This window comes from Psychrobacillus sp. 05T411 (assembly GCF_056396485.1).
This window is the reverse complement of the sequence record NZ_JBFTLO010000012.1, coordinates 47,242-64,508: the sequence shown is the minus strand read 5'-3', so window position 1 is coordinate 64,508 and position 17,267 is coordinate 47,242. Positions and strand designations below refer to the sequence as shown.

Sequence of the window (17,267 nt, the reverse complement as noted above, 5' to 3'; positions counted from 1 at the left end):
GGTAATGAGACCTCCCACTAGGAAATATAGCATATTATAACGCGTTTTAGAGCGACTTTTTCAAAACTTTACAGTAACTTTACAATAAGAAAAATTATGTCGTTATATGTTTTTAAGTAATGTCATTTTCCGCTAAATATGTAAAATGTAAAATTAGTGACTTCCTGTTTTTTCTACATAAAATTTGTCGATTATTTTGTTTTGTCGAATAGGAGTAATTTGTCGAATGATGATTGGAGAAAATTATTGCAATGAAGGAGAAGATTTCGTGGATGATGAGGGAGGAACGATGGCTTATATTCATTATTTGGATTTTGTTGTATGAAAAAGAGCGCCTAATAAAGGGCGCTCTTTGATTATTTCACGATTAATTTGATTTTATTTTGAGATGGATCTTTTGTGATGTATACTCCACTTTCTTCAGTAAGTGATGCTTCGATTGCTTTCAAATTTTCAATTGCAGTATTTAATACTTCATTACTTGGAAATACTAAAGTGAATGCTTCTAATCCTACAATATTTTCCGCTGCAGCAGGTGCTCCAACTCCGGCCCATGTGTTCATACCGATATGGTGATGGTATTTTCCGGTTGCCATAAATAATGCGCCTGGGTATGGAGTTACAACTTCAAATCCTAATGCATTATAAAACTTTTCAGATGCTTGTAAATCTGCAACATGTAAATGAATATGTCCCATCGCAGTGCCTGCTGGTAGACCTTCCCATTTAGTACTTGCGCCTTCTGCTAAAATACTTTGTGCATCGATTTGTAATGTGTCCATTGCAACATGTTCACCATTCCATTTCCACTCCGTATCTGGGCGGTCACTATAAATTTCAATGCCATTACCATCTGGGTCATTTAAGTAAAGTGCTTCACTTACTAAGTGGTCCCCTGCTCCAACTCGAATATTGATCTCGATAAAGTGTTTTAATACTGCCCCAAGATCAGCACGAGTAGGAAGTAATAAAGCGAAGTGATAAAGACCAGTTGTTTTTTGATTTTTCGGTTCGAAGTCTGGTCGTTGTTCGATGGAAAGTAATGCTGTTTTGCCATCAGCTGTTAAAAGTGCTTTGTTGTCTTGTTTTTCTAGCACTTTGAATCCTACTACTTCTTGATAAAATGCAAGTGATTCTTCTAAGTTCATTACTTTTAATTCGACTAATTCTACAAATGTGTATGGTTTATTTTGATATTTMATTTAATATTCTCCTCTTTTTTAACTTACTTTTCGTAAGTAATTATATTTTAGTTACCTTGTAAAGTCAAGTAAGTTAATCAATTGTTTGAGAAAGATATTGGGAGTGGTAGGACTAGTTTGTCTAAATCGCAAGATAGGAGCGATGAATCGCAAGGTAGCTGCTCTGAATCGCAAGATCGAGGGGCTAAATCGCAAGATACTACCTTCAAATCGCAAAATGTAGGACTAGTTTGTCCAAATCACAAGATAGGAGCGATGAATCGCAAGGTAGCTGCTCTAAATCGCAAGATCTAGTCGCAGAATCGCAAGATCCCGCTCCACGTAAGAAAACCACTAGCCGTCATAGGCTAGTGGTTTTCTACAAGCTTTATTTTGCTAATGGAACTTGGAATGACATGCTTTGGCATTCAGTCAGTTTACTGATGTCGAAGTTTCCTCCGCTTACGATGATTCCTACATTTCGTGATGCGGATGGCATGCGGTTGTTCAACACTGCCGCTACTGCTGCGGCTCCAGCACCTTCAATAAGTGTTTTTTCGTGTTCGAGCATAAAGAGAATTGAGGATGCAATTTCTGCTTCGGATACAGTGATGATATCGTCAACGAGCGAATGAATTATGTTCATCGTCAGCTTACCTGGTACTTTCACGTTAATACCTTCTGCAATTGTTTTGCCTTGGAATGGGATAAGTCCTCCATTTTTTCCTTTAAAAGCAGTTGCAATGGCAGGGGAGTTTGCTGGTTGGACGCCAATGACACGGATATCTGGACGAGTTGATTTCACTGCAAGCAAGGTGCCTGCTAGTAAGCCGCCGCCTCCAGCTGGAACGACAATTGTATCGATTCCTGGACTTTGCTGCAGCATTTCCATTGCAACCGTCGCTTGGCCTTCGATAACGGCTAAATCGTCGAAAGGATGGATAAAAGTCGCTCCTGTTCGAAGCTGTTCTTCCCTTGCTGCAACGAAGGCTTCATCGAAATTTTGTCCGACTAGCTTCACGGTCGCCCCGTAACCTTTTGTCGCATTCACTTTTGTTTCCGGAGTACCGATTGGCATAAAAATCGTCACTGGCACATTACGTGCTCTTCCGGCATAGGCTACTCCTTGTGCGTGATTCCCTGCAGAAGCGGCGATTAATCCTTTCTCGCACTCTGCTTCTGTTAGCTGTGATACTTTATTCATCGCACCTCTAATTTTAAATGAACCTGTTTTTTGCAAGTTCTCTAATTTCAAGTACACTTTCTTATCTGTCATATTATTAATTGTAGTCGACATTTTACACGGTGTACGATGCACGAACTCCGCTACTCTTTCTGATGCTTCAAATAAACCTACAGTGTCGTATGAATTCCCAACAAAACCATCTCCTAGTTTGCTAATTTTTTGTTTTCAAAAGCTTGAATATGATCTTCATATTGGAAGGTCAATGAAATTTCATCCCATCCATTTAGAAGCATTTTCTTTTGGTAGGGATCGATGTCGAATGAATAAATCGCACCGTCCGCTCCTGTTACCGTTTGATTTTCTAAATTTACTTCTACCTTATATTGCTCTTTACTCAAAATGGCTTCCACTTCGTCGACTGACAGTTTAATAGGAAGAATTCCATTTTTCATGCAGTTATTATAAAAAATATCTGCGAAACTTGGAGCGATAACTACACGGAAACCATAGTCAAGAATTGCCCATGGAGCATGCTCACGCGATGATCCACATCCGAAGTTATCATGCGCTACTAAAATAGTAGAATCTTTATATCGCACATCATTTAATACAAAGTCTTTAATTGGATTATCTTCTGCATCGAAGCGCCAGTGGTAAAACAAATACTTGCCGAACCCCGTACGCTCGATTCTTTTTAGAAATTCTTTTGAAATAATTTGGTCGGTATCGACGTTTTTTTGATTTAAAGGTGTAATGACACTTTTTACTTCATTAATAGGCTCCATCGTTTTTCCTCCTTACGCTTACGCATTCACTAGTTGGAATTTGCGAATATCTACAATATGTCCTTCGATTGCTGCTGCTGCTGCCATTGCTGGGCTCATCAGATGTGTTCTAGATCCTGCACCTTGACGACCTTCGAAGTTACGGTTGGATGTAGAAGCACAATGTTCGCCAGCAGGAACAATATCGTCATTCATCGCTAGGCACATACTGCAACCTGATTCGCGCCATTCAAATCCTGCATTAAGGAAGATTTGATCGATGCCTTCTTGTTCGGCTTGTTTTTTCACTGTTTGTGACCCTGGAACAACTATTGCTTTTACGGTTGGATGTACTTTACGTCCTTCTACTACGCTTGCTGCTGTGCGTAAATCACTTAAGCGAGCATTCGTGCATGATCCGATAAATACATTCGTAATTGCAATATCCGTTAACGGCATTCCTTCTTCAAGACCCATATAAGCAATTGCTTTTTCATGCGCTGAGCGGTCGCTTGCTTCTGTGAAATCTGTTGTAAGTGGAATATTGTTGGAAACTCCTGATCCCATGGAAGGATTTGTGCCCCAAGTAACGAATGGTTCGATTTCATCTGCTGAAATTTCAACTGTTTTATCGTAAACTGCATCTTGGTCAGAAGCGAGTGCTATCCAACGTGCTGCTTCTTTTTCAAAAGCTTCGCCAGTTGGAACATGTTCGCGCCCTCTTAAAAATTCAACCGTAGTTGCGTCAGGGCTAATCAAACCTGCACGTGCCCCTGCCTCAATGGACATATTACAAATTGTCATACGTTCTTCCATCGATAGTTTGCGAATAGCTTCACCCGTATATTCGACGATATAACCTGTTCCCATATCGATTCCAAATTTCGAAATAATGGCTAGAATAATATCTTTTGCTGCAACTCCGAAACCTAGCTCACCTGTTACTTTAATTTGCATCGTTTTCGGTTTTGCTTGCCACAGTGTTTGGGTAGAAAGAACATGCTCTACTTCGCTCGTTCCAATCCCGAAAGCAATGGCACCGAATGCTCCGTGAGTAGAAGTATGGCTGTCTCCACAAACAATTGTTTTACCTGGTTGTGTTAAACCAAGCTCTGGTCCGATAATATGCACAATTCCTTGATCTGGATGGTCCATATTGGCAAGTGGAACACCAAATTCTTCGCAGTTTTCTTGCAACGTATTAATTTGCTTGCGTGCAATTTCATCTTTAATCTGTTCTCTATTACGAGTTGGCACGTTATGATCCATCGTTGCATAGCAAAGATCCGGACGACGAACTTTGCGATTATTTAGTCGTAACCCTTCAAAAGCTTGCGGAGATGTCACTTCATGGAGTAAGTGTAAATCGATATAGAGAAGGTCTGGTTTACCTTCTTCCTCATATACTACATGTTCATCCCAAATTTTCTCAATTATCGTTTTTGCCATTTTAGTTTCTCTCCTTTTGGTTAGACATAAGTAAACATAATACTATCGGATACAAATTCTGAGTCTAATTCTTCTAACACTTTTGCTGTCCATTCTGTAGTGGAAAGAACGCGTTTGCCTTCTATTTGTAGGTCTGCTGTGAAGTTGCCGTCATTTAGCACATTAAATACCGCTTCTTCCATTGCTGCTGCTTCTGTTTCCATTTGGAATGCTTCGCGTAGCATCATTGCTGCCGAAAGAATAGTCGCTGCTGGATTTGCTTTGTTTTGCCCTGCAATGTCAGGGGCAGAACCATGAGCTGGTTCGTATAAACCAAAACCGTCTCCTCTTGTACTTGCAGAAGCTAGCATTCCTAGGGAACCTGTAATAACAGATGCTTCATCACTTAAAATATCTCCAAACATATTTTCCGTTACAATAACGTCAAATGCATCTGGCTTCGTGATCAACTTCATTGCAGTCGAATCAACAAGCATATGTTCCACTTCTACATCTGGATAGCCTTGTTTCTTTTCTTCCACAATTTCGCGCCATAACTTACTTGAATCTAGTACATTTGCTTTATCGACAGAAGCAAGTTTTCCTCTACGGCTACGCGCAAGTTGGAAGGCTGTATCCACAATACGCTCGATTTCTTCGCGTGTATAAACGAGTGAATCTATTGCGTAATCTTTTGTTTTCTTACGAGGTTCAGCAAAGTATAAACCTCCTGTTAATTCACGAACAATAACTAAGTCTACTGATTCAGCAATTTCTTTTTTAAGCGGTGATGCTTCTAGTAATGCAGGTATTGCTTTTACTGGACGAATATTCGCATACAATCCGAAATGTTTGCGAATAGCAAGTAATCCTTTTTCGGGGCGTAAATGAGATGGATTTTGATCCCATTTCGGCCCACCAACTGCACCTAAAAGAATGGCATCACTTTCGCTACATAAGTTAATCGTTTCTTCTGGAAGTGGATTTTCGCATGCATCAATTGCCGCCCCACCGATCAATGCATACTGAAAGTTAAACGTATGATTAAATCGTTTTTCAATGGCTTGAAGCACTTGGACAGTTGCACCCGTTACTTCTGGACCGATTCCATCTCCTGGTAATACCGTTATCGTCTTTTCCATCCCATTCACTCCCGTTTATTATTGTGTTACTGGCACTCTTTCTTGATAATAGGCTTTTATTAATTGTCTATTAATGGCATTTAAATACGCTTTTGCAGAAGCTTCTAATACATCTTGTGAAGCATTGCGACCAACTGAAACCACGTCGTTAAAAGTTAAATTAATAACAGCTTCGCCAAGTGCATCTCTTCCCTTAGATACAGAAGATACACGATAATCAACAATATGAACTTTCCCGTTCACCAGTTTTTCTAGCGTATTGAAAATAGCTTCCACCGAGCCAGCTCCAGTAGACGATACTACTTCCACTTGACCAGATGGTGTTTTCGCTTGAACGGTAGCAGTCGGAATATTGGACGTACCGTATTGCACTTGCACGCTCTCTAATTCATATACATCCACTTCAGATGTTTTCACTTGTTGATCTGTTAATAAAACAAATAAATCATCTTCTGTGATTTCTTTCTTAGAATCCGCTAATTTTTTAAATGCTACAAATGCTGCATTTAGTTTTTCATCCGTTAAATGGAAGCCCATTTCCACTGCTCGGCTAGAGAAAGCATGACGACCAGAGTGTTTTCCAAGGACAAGCTCAGTAGTTGCATCACCGATTAATTCAGGTGTAATAATTTCGTAGGTTTCAGGATTTTTAAGCATGCCATCTTGGTGAATGCCAGATTCATGTGCGAAAGCATTTTTCCCAACTACCGCTTTGTTTGGTTGAATGGCAACACCTGTTAGCTTACTAACAAGCTGACTTGTGCGTTTCGTTTCTTTCAAAATGATGCCGGATTCCGTTTGGTAGTAGTCTTTGCGAATATGTAGTGCAACTGCAATTTCTTCTAGCGCTACGTTTCCAGCTCGTTCACCAATACCATTTATCGTACCTTCTACTTGTGTTGCACCATTTTCAATTGCTGCTAAAGTGTTTGCTGTTGCTAAACCTAAATCATCGTGACAATGAGCAGAAAGCTTCACTTTTTCAATGCCATTCACGTTTTCAGTCAAGTATTTGAATAAAGCACCGTATTCTATAGGTGTTGCATACCCTACTGTATCTGGTATGTTGATCGTTGTTGCCCCTGCTTTAATCACTTCATTAATAATGCGAACAAGGAAGTCTTTATCTGAACGAGTTGCATCTTCTGCGGACCATTGTACAAGTGGAAAATATTTTCTTGCTAGTTTCACTGATTCAACAGCAAGCTCAATCACTTGTTCTGGTGTTTTAAACAACTTCGTTTGCATATGAATGGGGGATGTTGCGATAAATGTGTGTAAATGAGGCTGCACTCCGCCTTTTAAAGCCCCCCAAGCTGCTTCAATATCACCTTCAATCGTACGCGCTAAGCCCGTCACAACTGAGTTTTTCACCGTATCTGCGATTAGTTTAACAGCTTCAAAGTCCCCAGGGGATGAAGCAGGAAAACCTGCTTCAATAATGGAAACTCCGTACTTTTCAAGCTGACGAGCTATTTCTATCTTCTCTTGCGTGTTTAAATTAATTCCTGCAGATTGTTCACCGTCACGAAGCGTTGTATCAAAAATGTCAATTTTGCGCACTCGTCACCACTTCTTTCTTCACTTGTTTTTTACCTTCATTGATAAATGGCATCATTTCGCGAAGTTTTGCACCAACCACTTCGATTTGATGTTCTGATTCCGCTTTTTTGATTGCATTATATTTTGGACGGTCTGTTTCGTTTTCTTCGATCCATTCTTTCGCAAATTTACCGCTTTGAATGTCTGTTAATACGTCTTTCATACGATCTTTTACAGAAGCATCGATGATACGTGGTCCTGAAACGAAATCTCCCCACTCAGCTGTATCTGAGATAGAAGAACGCATTGTCGCCATTCCACCTTCGTACATTAAGTCAACGATTAGTTTTAATTCATGTAATGTTTCGAAATAGGCAAGTTCTGGTTGGTATCCTGCTTCTACAAGTGTTTCAAAACCAGCTTTTACGATTGCAGTTGTACTACCGCAAAGTACTGCTTGCTCTCCGAATAGATCCGTTTCTGTTTCTTCTTTGAAAGTTGTTTCCAGAACTCCAGCACGAGCTGCTCCAATTCCTTTTGCATAAGCTAAAGCTAGATCTTTTGCGTTACCAGTTGCATCTTGATATACAGCGAATAATCCTGGTACTCCTGCTCCTGCTTCAAATGTTCTACGTACTAAGTGTCCTGGTCCTTTTGGTGCTACTAGGAATACATCCACATCAGCTGGAGGTACGATTTGATCGAAATGAACGTTAAATCCGTGAGCGAATACTAAAGATTTTCCTGCAGTTAATGCCGATTGGATTTCCGCTTCGTATACTGCTTTTTGTCTTTCATCTGGTAATAAAATCATGATAACGTCCGCTTTTTCAGCAGCTTCTTTTACTGAATAAACTTCTAGTCCATCTTCTTTTGCTTGATCGAAAGATTTTCCTGCACGAATACCTACAACTACGTTAAAACCTGAATCCTTTAAGTTTTGTGCGTGTGCGTGACCTTGTGAACCGTACCCGATGATTGCGATTGTTTTGTCTTGTAAAAGTCCTTCGTTGATATCTCCGTTATAATACATTTTAGCCATTGTTATTTCCTCCTCAGGATTGTTTGTTTTTTTTATATTAAAGTGTAAACTTTGTTACTATTTTTTTCTTGCTTACAAAATAGATAGTTGCGGTGTATGGACTTTTTGAGTTTCCCTTACGAATGCCGTAACACCTGTTCTTGTTAAGTCTTTAATGCCATATGGTTTGAGCAAATCGATGAATGCATCAATTTTTTCTGGGTTACCAGTCACTTGGAAAGTCACAACGTTTTTGCCTGTGTCGATCGTCGCTGCTCTGAATGGTTCTACAATACTGTTAATCTCGGATCTTACTGCCGGTGGTGCCACGACTTTCACAAGTGCGAGCTCCCTTACGACAATCGATTTCTCTGTAATATCATTGACTTTCAACACATCTACTTGTTTTTGTAGTTGTTTCAATAGCTGTTCCAGCTTTTGTTCATCTTCTACATTTACGACGAAGGTCATTTTAGAAATTTGAGCTTGTTCTGTATGACCAACTGTGATGCTTTCGATATTGAACTGACGTTTCATGAGAAGGCCAGTTACGCGATTTAAAACACCGCTTTGATTAATCACGGTTACGGTAATGATGCGTTTCATTCTGGCTTCACTCCAATCATTTCATGTAGTGCTGTACCTGGTACAACCATTGGGTAGACTAATTCTTTTTGAACAACTCGGCAATCGATTAATACCGGTTCATCAGATGCTAATGCTTCTTTTAATTGAACCTTTGCGTCTTCATATGTTTCGATTTTGTATCCTTTCAAATCGTAAGCCGCTGCCAGTTTCACAAAATCCGGTTGAACAGGAATTAAAGACTGTGAGTAACGCTCACCATGGAAGGTCTCTTGCCACTGACGAACCATTCCAAGTGCTTGGTTGTTCAAAATAACTATTTTCACTGGAATGCGCATTTCTTGTAACAGCGACAATTCCTGCAAGGTCATTTGGAATCCAGCATCTCCAACGATGGAAACTACTTTTGCTTCAGGCTTTGCAAGCTGTGCGCCAATTGCTGCCGGAAAGCCGAAGCCCATTGTGCCAAGCCCACCAGATGTTACCCAGTTATGTGGGTGGTTGAATTTATAGTATTGTGCTGCCCACATTTGGTGTTGCCCTACGTCTGTAGTAACAACTGCATCTCCGTTAGTAAATTCGTGAATGAGTTCTACTACTTGCTGTGGGAGCAGTCCTTTTTCTTCACTTGCTTCATAAAATAAAGGATATTCCTCTTGATTGATTTGTAAGCTTTCTAACCATGCTGCCGTGTTGCCATTCGGAGCATTTTGTTCTAATAAAGCAGTTAAAGCTTCTTTTGCGTCCGCTACAATCGGAATTTCGGTTGGTACATTTTTTCCAATTTCTGCAGGATCTATATCGATATGAATCACTTTTGCATTTGGTGCAAAGTGAGCTAAGTTACCTGTTAAACGGTCATCAAATCTTGCCCCAACATTAATGAGTAAGTCGCAAGTTTGAATCGCCATATTCGCTGTATACGTGCCGTGCATTCCTGCCATACCGATAAATAGTGGATGATCCCCTTCGATCGTCCCTAAACCGAGTAAAGTATTCGTTACAGGAATTTGGTATTTTTCTGCAAGCTCGACTAATTGATCAGAAGCTTTTGCAAATAATATACCTGCTCCAGCTAAGATGAGCGGTTGTTTCGCCACTGTGATGGCTTGCGCTGCTTTTTGAATTTGTAAAAAGTTCGGTGTTGTCGTCGGTTGATAGCCTGGTAGATTTACTTCATCTGATGTCACATCAGATGGATTAAAAATACTTGTTGCCATATTTTTTGGAATATCTACGACGACTGGTCCTGGACGACCTGTGGAAGCAATATGAAAAGCTTCGTTAATAATTCTTGGTAAGTCAGCTACATCTTTTACTTGGTAGTTATGCTTTGTAATTGGTTGTGTAATTCCGATGATATCCGCTTCCTGGAAAGCATCTGTTCCAATGACCGTCGTTGCAACTTGCCCTGTGAATACAACGAGTGGAATCGAATCCATCATTGCATCTGCAATTCCCGTTACGACATTTGTTGCACCCGGTCCTGAGGTAGCAATGACTACTCCTACTTTTCCAGAAACACGAGCATATCCTTCTGCTGCGTGAATCGCCCCTTGCTCATGACGAGCTAAAATATGTCTAATAGGATTTTTATGTAGCGCATCATAAATAGGTAAAACTGCGCCACCTGGATAACCAAAAACTACTTCAACTTGATGCTTTTTTAGTGTTTCAATTAAAACATCTGCACCATCCAATTGTTTCGGAGCTACCGAGGTTTCGGGCTCTTCATACATTTGTTCTGTTTCTTCAACAGTCATCTTCATCATAATTTCCTCCTTTTGATCAAATCGTCCAGTTAAAACTCTTATATAAAAAGAAAAGAATTTCACCCCACACAAAAAAACTATCGTTCTTTTGTATAGGGATGAAATTCTTTTCATGGTACCACCCTAGTTCGCAGCGCAACCGCTACCTCGCAGACAACCGACAAAAACAGCCGACCGTCCATTTTTAACGAGAGTAGTTAAGTTTTACTACACCCGGAAGTATCTAATAGGTTTCCCATTCAACACTTCACTCCGAGGGGATGTCGCTAAAGGTTGTATTGCCGGTTCCCAGCGCTACCGGCTCTCTGTAAATACAAGGTTCCTTTAACTTTTGCCTCATCAATGATTTATACTATTAGGTTTTAGATTTTCATGACTCCACCTGTACTTGCAGATGTAACGAGCTTCGAATATCTTGCTAAATAACCTTTTTTAATCTTTGGTTCAAATGGTTGAAGTTTCGCTCTTCTGTTTGCTAATTCTTCCTCACTTACTTGCAATTCTATCGTTCTATTAGTCAAGTCGATTACGATAATATCGTCATTTTCAACTAAAGCGATTGGTCCACCATCAGCTGCTTCTGGAGAAATATGTCCAATGGAAATTCCTCTAGATGCTCCTGAAAATCTTCCGTCTGTAATAAGTGCCACTTTCGTTCCTAACCCGCGACCTTGAATCGCTGAAGTTGGAGCGAGCATTTCCGGCATTCCCGGTCCACCTCTTGGGCCTTCGTAGCGAATAACAACTACATGACCTTCTTTTACCGTCCCGTTATCAATTGCTTCTTGAGACGCTTCTTGTGAATCAAAGACAATTGCTTTCCCAGTAAACTCTTTGATAGAAGGATCCACTGCGCCGACTTTAATAACTCCGCCTTCTGGTGCTATATTTCCGAATAAGACGGATAAGCCTCCTACAGGACTATATGGGTTTTCTTTTCGACGTATGACTTGATCATTTTTAATCTCTGAATCTTTTACATTTTCATAGAGTGATTTACCCGTAATCGTCATGCGATCCGGATGAACAGCTCCAGGAATCTCGCAAAGTTCTTTTATAATTGCACTAACCCCTCCAGCAAGATGGACATCATGCATAGAGTAATCAGAAGCTGGCATAATTTTCGATAAATAAGGAACACGCTTGGCTACTTCGTTAATCTCTTTCACGTCGTATTCGATTTCTGCTTCATGTGCGATAGCCAATGTATGTAGTACTGTATTTGTAGAACCACCCATTGCCATATCTAGTGCGAATGCATCATCAATTGTTTCTTTTGTAATTAGATCACGCGGTTTAATATCTTCTTTTACCATTCTTACAAGATGTTGAGCCGCTTCTTTTATGAGGCGATGACGTTCATCGGATGTAGCAATAATTGTTCCATTACCTGGTGGTGTTACACCAAGCATTTCCATCAGTGAGTTCATCGAGTTTGCTGTGAACATCCCTGAACAAGAACCACATGTTGGACATGCATTTTGTTCGATGTCGAGTAGCTGTTCCGCTGTCATTCCACCTGATTTATAAGAACCAACACCTTCAAAAACGGAAGTTAAGGAAAGTTGTTTGCCGTCAGCTGAAGTTCCAGCTTCCATCGGACCACCTGAAACGAAAACAGATGGGACATTGGTTCTTACTGCTGCCATTAACATACCTGGCGTGATTTTGTCACAGTTGGGAATGTAAAATACACCGTCAAACCAGTGAGCGTTAATAACTGTTTCTGCTGAATCTGCAATCAGTTCGCGACTCGGAAGTGAATATCTCATCCCGATATGTCCCATTGCAATTCCATCATCTACACCAATCGTGTTAAATTCAAATGGAATCCCACCAGCTTCACGTATTGCCTCTTTTACAACCTCTGCAAATTTGTTTAAATGCATATGGCCCGGAATAATATCAATATAGGAGTTACAAACACCAATAAATGGTTTATCTAAATCTTTTGTTTTGACCCCAGTTGCATAAAGTAAACTTCTATGAGGGGCACGGTCTACACCCTTTTTAATCATGTCACTTCTCAATTTCAATCGCTCCTATACTTTCCGCTTATCTAGCGTTTAGCTTTGCAGCTTTAGACTATTTAAAGTCTTTTTTTGTTTGTGAATTTTCTCACAATATTTAATATATTGTAGTTATCATATCGCCTTTGAAATGCCGCGTCAACAACATTTTTAAAATAATCTGTTAGTTTAGACTATTCGTTTTAATTGTAATCGTTTACATTTGCGATATATCGCAGTTTGCACACTTAAAAAATAATTGTGAATTTTTTGTTCAAAATAAAGAACCTTCTCCTATTGACTTGTGAGAAAGGTTCTCAAAGGTAGAAACTGTCTATATTTTATTGAAATTTAGGGGTATTGTATTGGGAATGAAGTGTCGGGGCGTGGAATTATTTTCTATTAAATAACAAAATTAAGCTAAGGGAAACCATTTGATGTATGAAAGCAACCATACATATATGAAGAGCAACCAGTCCCACAATGAAAGCAACCAATATTGCACCGAGAGCAACCAACTGAAATTTCAAGCATAGAAAAAGCCCTCCCGCAGACACGGGAAGGCAAAATGCTCACCATAGATTCGGTTTGGCAACCATAAACCAAAGCATGATGAGTAACAATAAAATATACATCCAAACAGAGCGTCGTAATTTCAGAACTAGCGTATCCAAATCAATCATTTCATCTCGATACAAGCGAATATTCGGCTTAAATGCTCGCGCAAGGAACACAATCGAACTAACCATTACAATTATCGTCATAATGACCCATGACGTCGACCACGGCCAATTTCCTTGCCACATAAGCAAAATACCAGATCCAACAAGCACATGCCCTGCATGCTTCACTATTCGAATAGCAGCCTGGAACACTTCTAATTGTGTATCTAGCGTCTCCCTATTTTGGAGTTTCATCCTATTTAATACAGGAAAAAGTACAAAAAACGGACCGATAGATAAAATCGCACTTAATACATGTGTAAATATTATAAAAGAATACATAGAATTATCACCTATGTATATTATACGGTATTGTTTGAGAGAAGGTTGTGTCGAGTTGGGGAAGATTTTTGCTTCTGGACACACAAATTGCCCAGACCTATTATTATTTTACTATCCTACAGGAGCTAAAGCTTCACTTCATAGAGATAAAAGACTAATTAGTAAAAATCCCCTAATATTAAACATATACGTATTTGAATGCACATATACATAATAAAAGGGCTATCCTTTTTATTTTTCGCCCTAAAAAATGTACTATGAATAGAGGTGAAAACCAATGACAACATACGAATTGCTGAGCTTACTTATTCAACTATCTGGCGGATGGATTGCTTTTATGTCGGTGGCGTTGTCAGTTATCTTTTTCTTATCAAAAAAGAAGTAACCGCCCCGTCGGCAAATATGTGGACAATTACTTCTTTCTTCTTTAACCAAAAGCTTTTCCTGCCCAACTAATTACTTTGTCGTACGATGCACAAAATCGACCATGATTTTGTCTTACATTCTACTATTCTAGGACTGAGTGCTGAAACACTCAGTCCTTTTTATTGTATGTCGAGTTTTTAATTATATGAGGAATTGCTGTTTGAAGTGCAAGACGATGTCACTAAATTCATTAGCAAACCTAGATTTTATCATACTTGCTTATTAAAGCTTGCGCAAAATAGGACTTACTACAACTCAGGTAAGTAAGTAACTTTTATCTATAGTATGCAACAAGCACTACTAATAGAAACAATACTTTTAGTATTTTCCTAGAGTCAGTGATTAAACGCTTAAAACTCCAGAATTTTCTTTTAAACCAATAGGTCCCCACATTATCTGGAACCCAAGTAGCTCATAGTAATTTTTTAAATCTGAAATGATTTCATGAAGAGATTTCGAACAATGGTTTGACATTTGGATCTGCGGCAATATGTTCTGGGAAGATAAAACCCATTGGATCACGTAAAAGCTCAATTTCCAATTGCTTGAAGCATTCATCTACAAATTCAGAACACATATATTCAAAATCCTCCGCATGTCTTCCGATGCCTAAACTTATACGTGCAACAATCTTCGCTATCTCGTCTTTGTCATAATTTCGATTAAGCAAATCAATCGCTTTTCCACACATACTCTTTATTTTTTCTTTATCGAAGTCAGGACTATCAACTACATCATGGCGGGCTACATACATTTCTCCATTATACTTTTCCTTACTATTTTCATAATTGTAAAGATAATGAGATAGAGGAACTACCCTCACACCGTCGTCTTCCACACTCTCCAGTACAAGTACATGCTCATTCCAATAGACTAACAAGGCTGCATGGCTAAATACAGAGTTTGATAGTTTTTTTATCATCTCACTGACTAAATAGCGACCGCTACATAAAAGAATATCTCCTGTTTTTATTTTACTTTTTGCTTGTTCATAGGAAACTTGTTTTATTCCATTAAATTTACTAGTCCCCATTTATAATCGCTCCTTCAATTAATAGTATCTAGCTATACTAAGGGTTATCTAGGCCCAGTGGCAGAGGCGCTACCACTAGGGGAACAATAACTAAATTTTAATGTTCAAGTGTATTCAATTTTTTAGAGTTTTATATCCCCAGGTGCATCAATGACATAGCCTATTGTCGATTCTAATTGATTGATTGGATCGTAATTACTTAAATCTTCAAAATCAAGACCTGTAATCGCTTCTATTTTTGAAATGGGCACTTGATACGTTTTATATTCACCGTAAACAAATTCCAAATCCCCAATAAGATCTTTTTGAGTCTGCAAATAAGCAGTTGCAGATAGGTTGCCATCTTTCTTAACAATGACAGCTATTTTCCAAAACTCCGCCGGTATCTGAACACCTCTATAAATAATGTCATCCATCCGAAAAACGGGTCCAGTAAACACGGTTACTTTAAGATTCGAGTTTTCGGCATTATCTAAAATATAATTCTCCAGATCCAGCCAGCTTTTTTGATTTAAATTACTTTGCTGGGGAGCACAATTTGTAAAGTGGAATGTATCCTTATTCGCCTTTTCCGCCGAATCTCCCCAAACAGGATCAAGCCGGCGAACAAGATGTCCCCGATCAAGCGAATTATTTTTATATAATTCAGGTCCGCACTGGTAGTCTATATCGATGCGGGAATCGAGATACCATTTATCATTACGGCCAATCTTCTTCAACTGATTTCCGTCAATATTCACCACCGTATAGTATGCTAAACGGCGAGATTTGCTCATGACGATCGAAAAATGCGTATAATGAAGCATATTACTTCCGTCTTTTAACTGGGCAATATCTTGTTCAAGATCAGACCGGAATTTCGGATGGGAAACTTCATAATCGTCACCAAGAAATTGAGTGTCATAACCGGTCGAATCTTCATACCATGAATCACTTAACTCCTCAACTACCATCTCTTCAGACGTAGGAACTTGGACTTCCCACCCATTCACAACGTCATTTATTAACAACTGTTGAGCATCACTCAAGTTGGCACCTTGCTCCACGACAAACTGGATAATACTGCTTATGCGAATCCCTTCATTGGCAATAAATTCAGCACCGTTCTTCGGATCTGGAACGCCTGCATGATGTAGGCAGATTACAATCCATTCGTCATTATATACAGGCGAACCAGAGGAACCGGGCATGGTATCTGTTGAGTAGTGAACATAATCGTCAAATACATCCATAATTTGATTCTCCCTAATCGCTACAGCTTTAGGTGCCCCTGAAGGATGTTGAATAATGGATACATATTCACCAACCAACCCTTTACCAGTCTGCGGAATGAGGGGCAAGAACCCAAAATCACTTACTTTTGCGCCATCATCAGACATATCCTCTATGGCGACTAATGTGAAATCCAGCTTCTGATCCGTTATAAATAAACGCTCGGGTGTAAAACGAAATGTTTTCATCGGACGTTCCTTTAAGTCAAGATCAACTTCATAGTTGAACTGTGCGCGACTAAACTGAGCCGTTTCGTAGTTCTCTAAAACATGATTATTTGTAAGCAGTAAGGAAGGTGAGACAAGAAAACCTGTAGCGTGCCCGAGAACCCTGCCTATACGATCTCGAATTTCGATTCTACAAACTGGACTGGCTGCTTGCAAACCTGCTTCAAGATAAGAAATAGGAAATAAATCATCTTGACCAATAATACGCTCTATAGCAAGTCCATCATGTGGATCAATAATCTCTTTACGAAGTGTAACTCGCTCAGGAGTATCTACTTCCAAAGGGTTTTTAGTTTGCAGTTCATTAGCAATTCGTTTCCGTTCACTTGAACGTTCGATGTAACGCTTTAATGCTTCTTCTTGTTGCAAATCTACAAGATCCATATTAACGTTCTGAAACTTATCAAGTCGTTTAATAGACATGTTTATCCTCCTTAAATTATAAAATGGAAGTACATTCCATTTGTTTCGATTATTCTAACATTTCCATCATTTTATTGAAAGTTACTTTTTAAGGGTATTTTAATAGATTTTTAGTCTAAAGACTCAATAGTTAAGAACGGTTACTCTTAACATGTAGCATGTACTACTTATAGAGATAATTCTTTATGTATCTTCACTTTAATAGTGAATAAGCGCTAAAAAGGGCATCTCTTAAATAAGCCTTCTGAATCT

At 39.2% G+C, this 17,267-nt stretch carries 13 protein-coding genes and 1 other annotated feature; all 13 genes read right to left on the bottom strand.

The window, feature by feature from the left end; all coding sequences use genetic code 11:
• Positions 1 to 356: 356 nt before the first annotated feature.
• The 13 genes from AC1DFT_RS11830 to AC1DFT_RS11770 all read right to left on the bottom strand — a co-directional run bounded on the left by AC1DFT_RS11830 (position 357) and on the right by AC1DFT_RS11770 (position 17,015).
• Positions 357 to 1,202, bottom strand: a complete 846-nt coding sequence (locus AC1DFT_RS11830) for a VOC family protein (RefSeq protein WP_478158999.1) — start codon at positions 1,200 to 1,202, stop codon at positions 357 to 359.
• Between the two features lie 367 nt (positions 1,203 to 1,569).
• Positions 1,570 to 2,499, bottom strand: coding sequence for a threonine/serine dehydratase (locus tag AC1DFT_RS11825; protein WP_478158951.1), 930 nt, complete (start codon positions 2,497 to 2,499; stop codon positions 1,570 to 1,572).
• A 71-nt stretch (positions 2,500 to 2,570) separates the two neighbouring features.
• The gene (gene leuD / locus AC1DFT_RS11820) at positions 2,571 to 3,152 is read right to left on the bottom strand and encodes a 3-isopropylmalate dehydratase small subunit (protein WP_478158950.1); all 582 of its coding nucleotides are present in this window, start codon (positions 3,150 to 3,152) and stop codon (positions 2,571 to 2,573) included.
• Between the two features lie 18 nt (positions 3,153 to 3,170).
• Positions 3,171 to 4,580 carry a 3-isopropylmalate dehydratase large subunit gene (leuC, locus tag AC1DFT_RS11815; RefSeq protein WP_478158949.1) on the bottom strand — a complete coding sequence of 470 codons (1,410 nt, stop codon included), beginning with the start codon at positions 4,578 to 4,580 and terminating at the stop codon, positions 3,171 to 3,173.
• Positions 4,581 to 4,600: 20 nt separating this feature from the next.
• Positions 4,601 to 5,701 carry a 3-isopropylmalate dehydrogenase gene (leuB, locus tag AC1DFT_RS11810; protein WP_478158948.1) on the bottom strand — a complete coding sequence of 367 codons (1,101 nt, stop codon included), beginning with the start codon at positions 5,699 to 5,701 and terminating at the stop codon, positions 4,601 to 4,603.
• Between the two features lie 18 nt (positions 5,702 to 5,719).
• Positions 5,720 to 7,264, bottom strand: coding sequence for a 2-isopropylmalate synthase (locus AC1DFT_RS11805; RefSeq protein ID WP_478158947.1), 1,545 nt, complete (start codon positions 7,262 to 7,264; stop codon positions 5,720 to 5,722).
• The gene (ilvC, locus tag AC1DFT_RS11800; RefSeq protein ID WP_478158946.1) at positions 7,251 to 8,285 is read right to left on the bottom strand and encodes a ketol-acid reductoisomerase; all 1,035 of its coding nucleotides are present in this window, start codon (positions 8,283 to 8,285) and stop codon (positions 7,251 to 7,253) included. Before ilvC ends, AC1DFT_RS11805 begins: the two co-directional genes overlap by 14 nt.
• Before the next feature lie 72 nt (positions 8,286 to 8,357).
• Positions 8,358 to 8,870: an acetolactate synthase small subunit gene (ilvN, locus tag AC1DFT_RS11795; RefSeq protein WP_478158945.1), complete on the bottom strand. Its 513-nt coding sequence runs from the start codon at positions 8,868 to 8,870 to the stop codon at positions 8,358 to 8,360.
• Entirely contained in the window at positions 8,867 to 10,588 is a 1,722-nt protein-coding gene (gene ilvB, locus AC1DFT_RS11790; protein ID WP_478158998.1) for an acetolactate synthase large subunit, read from the bottom strand. Before ilvB ends, ilvN begins: the two co-directional genes overlap by 4 nt.
• A gap of 124 nt (positions 10,589 to 10,712) precedes the next feature.
• Positions 10,713 to 10,973, bottom strand: a binding site (T-box leader).
• Positions 10,974 to 10,983: 10 nt separating this feature from the next.
• A complete protein-coding gene (ilvD, locus tag AC1DFT_RS11785; protein WP_478158944.1) occupies positions 10,984 to 12,651 on the bottom strand; it encodes a dihydroxy-acid dehydratase in 1,668 nt (555 codons plus the stop codon).
• A 551-nt stretch (positions 12,652 to 13,202) separates the two neighbouring features.
• Positions 13,203 to 13,634, bottom strand: a complete 432-nt coding sequence (locus AC1DFT_RS11780; protein WP_478158943.1) for a hypothetical protein — start codon at positions 13,632 to 13,634, stop codon at positions 13,203 to 13,205.
• An 868-nt stretch (positions 13,635 to 14,502) separates the two neighbouring features.
• Complete coding sequence (locus AC1DFT_RS11775; protein ID WP_478158942.1) at positions 14,503 to 15,093, bottom strand: YiiX/YebB-like N1pC/P60 family cysteine hydrolase; 591 nt, start codon at positions 15,091 to 15,093, stop codon at positions 14,503 to 14,505.
• A 122-nt stretch (positions 15,094 to 15,215) separates the two neighbouring features.
• Positions 15,216 to 17,015, bottom strand: a complete 1,800-nt coding sequence (locus tag AC1DFT_RS11770) for a DNA/RNA non-specific endonuclease (protein ID WP_478158941.1) — start codon at positions 17,013 to 17,015, stop codon at positions 15,216 to 15,218.
• Between the last annotated feature and the right edge of the window lie 252 nt (positions 17,016 to 17,267).

Coding starts and splice junctions, on each gene's coding strand:
- ilvC (WP_478158946.1), bottom strand. CDS start 8,285: ATGGCTAAAATGTATTATAACGGAGATATCAACGAAGGACTTTTACAA.
- ilvB (WP_478158998.1), bottom strand. CDS start 10,588: ATGTATGAAGAGCCCGAAACCTCGGTAGCTCCGAAACAATTGGATGGT.
- leuD (WP_478158950.1), bottom strand. CDS start 3,152: ATGGAGCCTATTAATGAAGTAAAAAGTGTCATTACACCTTTAAATCAA.
- AC1DFT_RS11770 (WP_478158941.1), bottom strand. CDS start 17,015: ATGTCTATTAAACGACTTGATAAGTTTCAGAACGTTAATATGGATCTT.
- AC1DFT_RS11780 (WP_478158943.1), bottom strand. CDS start 13,634: ATGTATTCTTTTATAATATTTACACATGTATTAAGTGCGATTTTATCT.
- leuC (WP_478158949.1), bottom strand. CDS start 4,580: ATGGCAAAAACGATAATTGAGAAAATTTGGGATGAACATGTAGTATAT.
- AC1DFT_RS11775 (WP_478158942.1), bottom strand. CDS start 15,093: ATGGGGACTAGTAAATTTAATGGAATAAAACAAGTTTCCTATGAACAA.
- ilvN (WP_478158945.1), bottom strand. CDS start 8,870: ATGAAACGCATCATTACCGTAACCGTGATTAATCAAAGCGGTGTTTTA.
- leuB (WP_478158948.1), bottom strand. CDS start 5,701: ATGGAAAAGACGATAACGGTATTACCAGGAGATGGAATCGGTCCAGAA.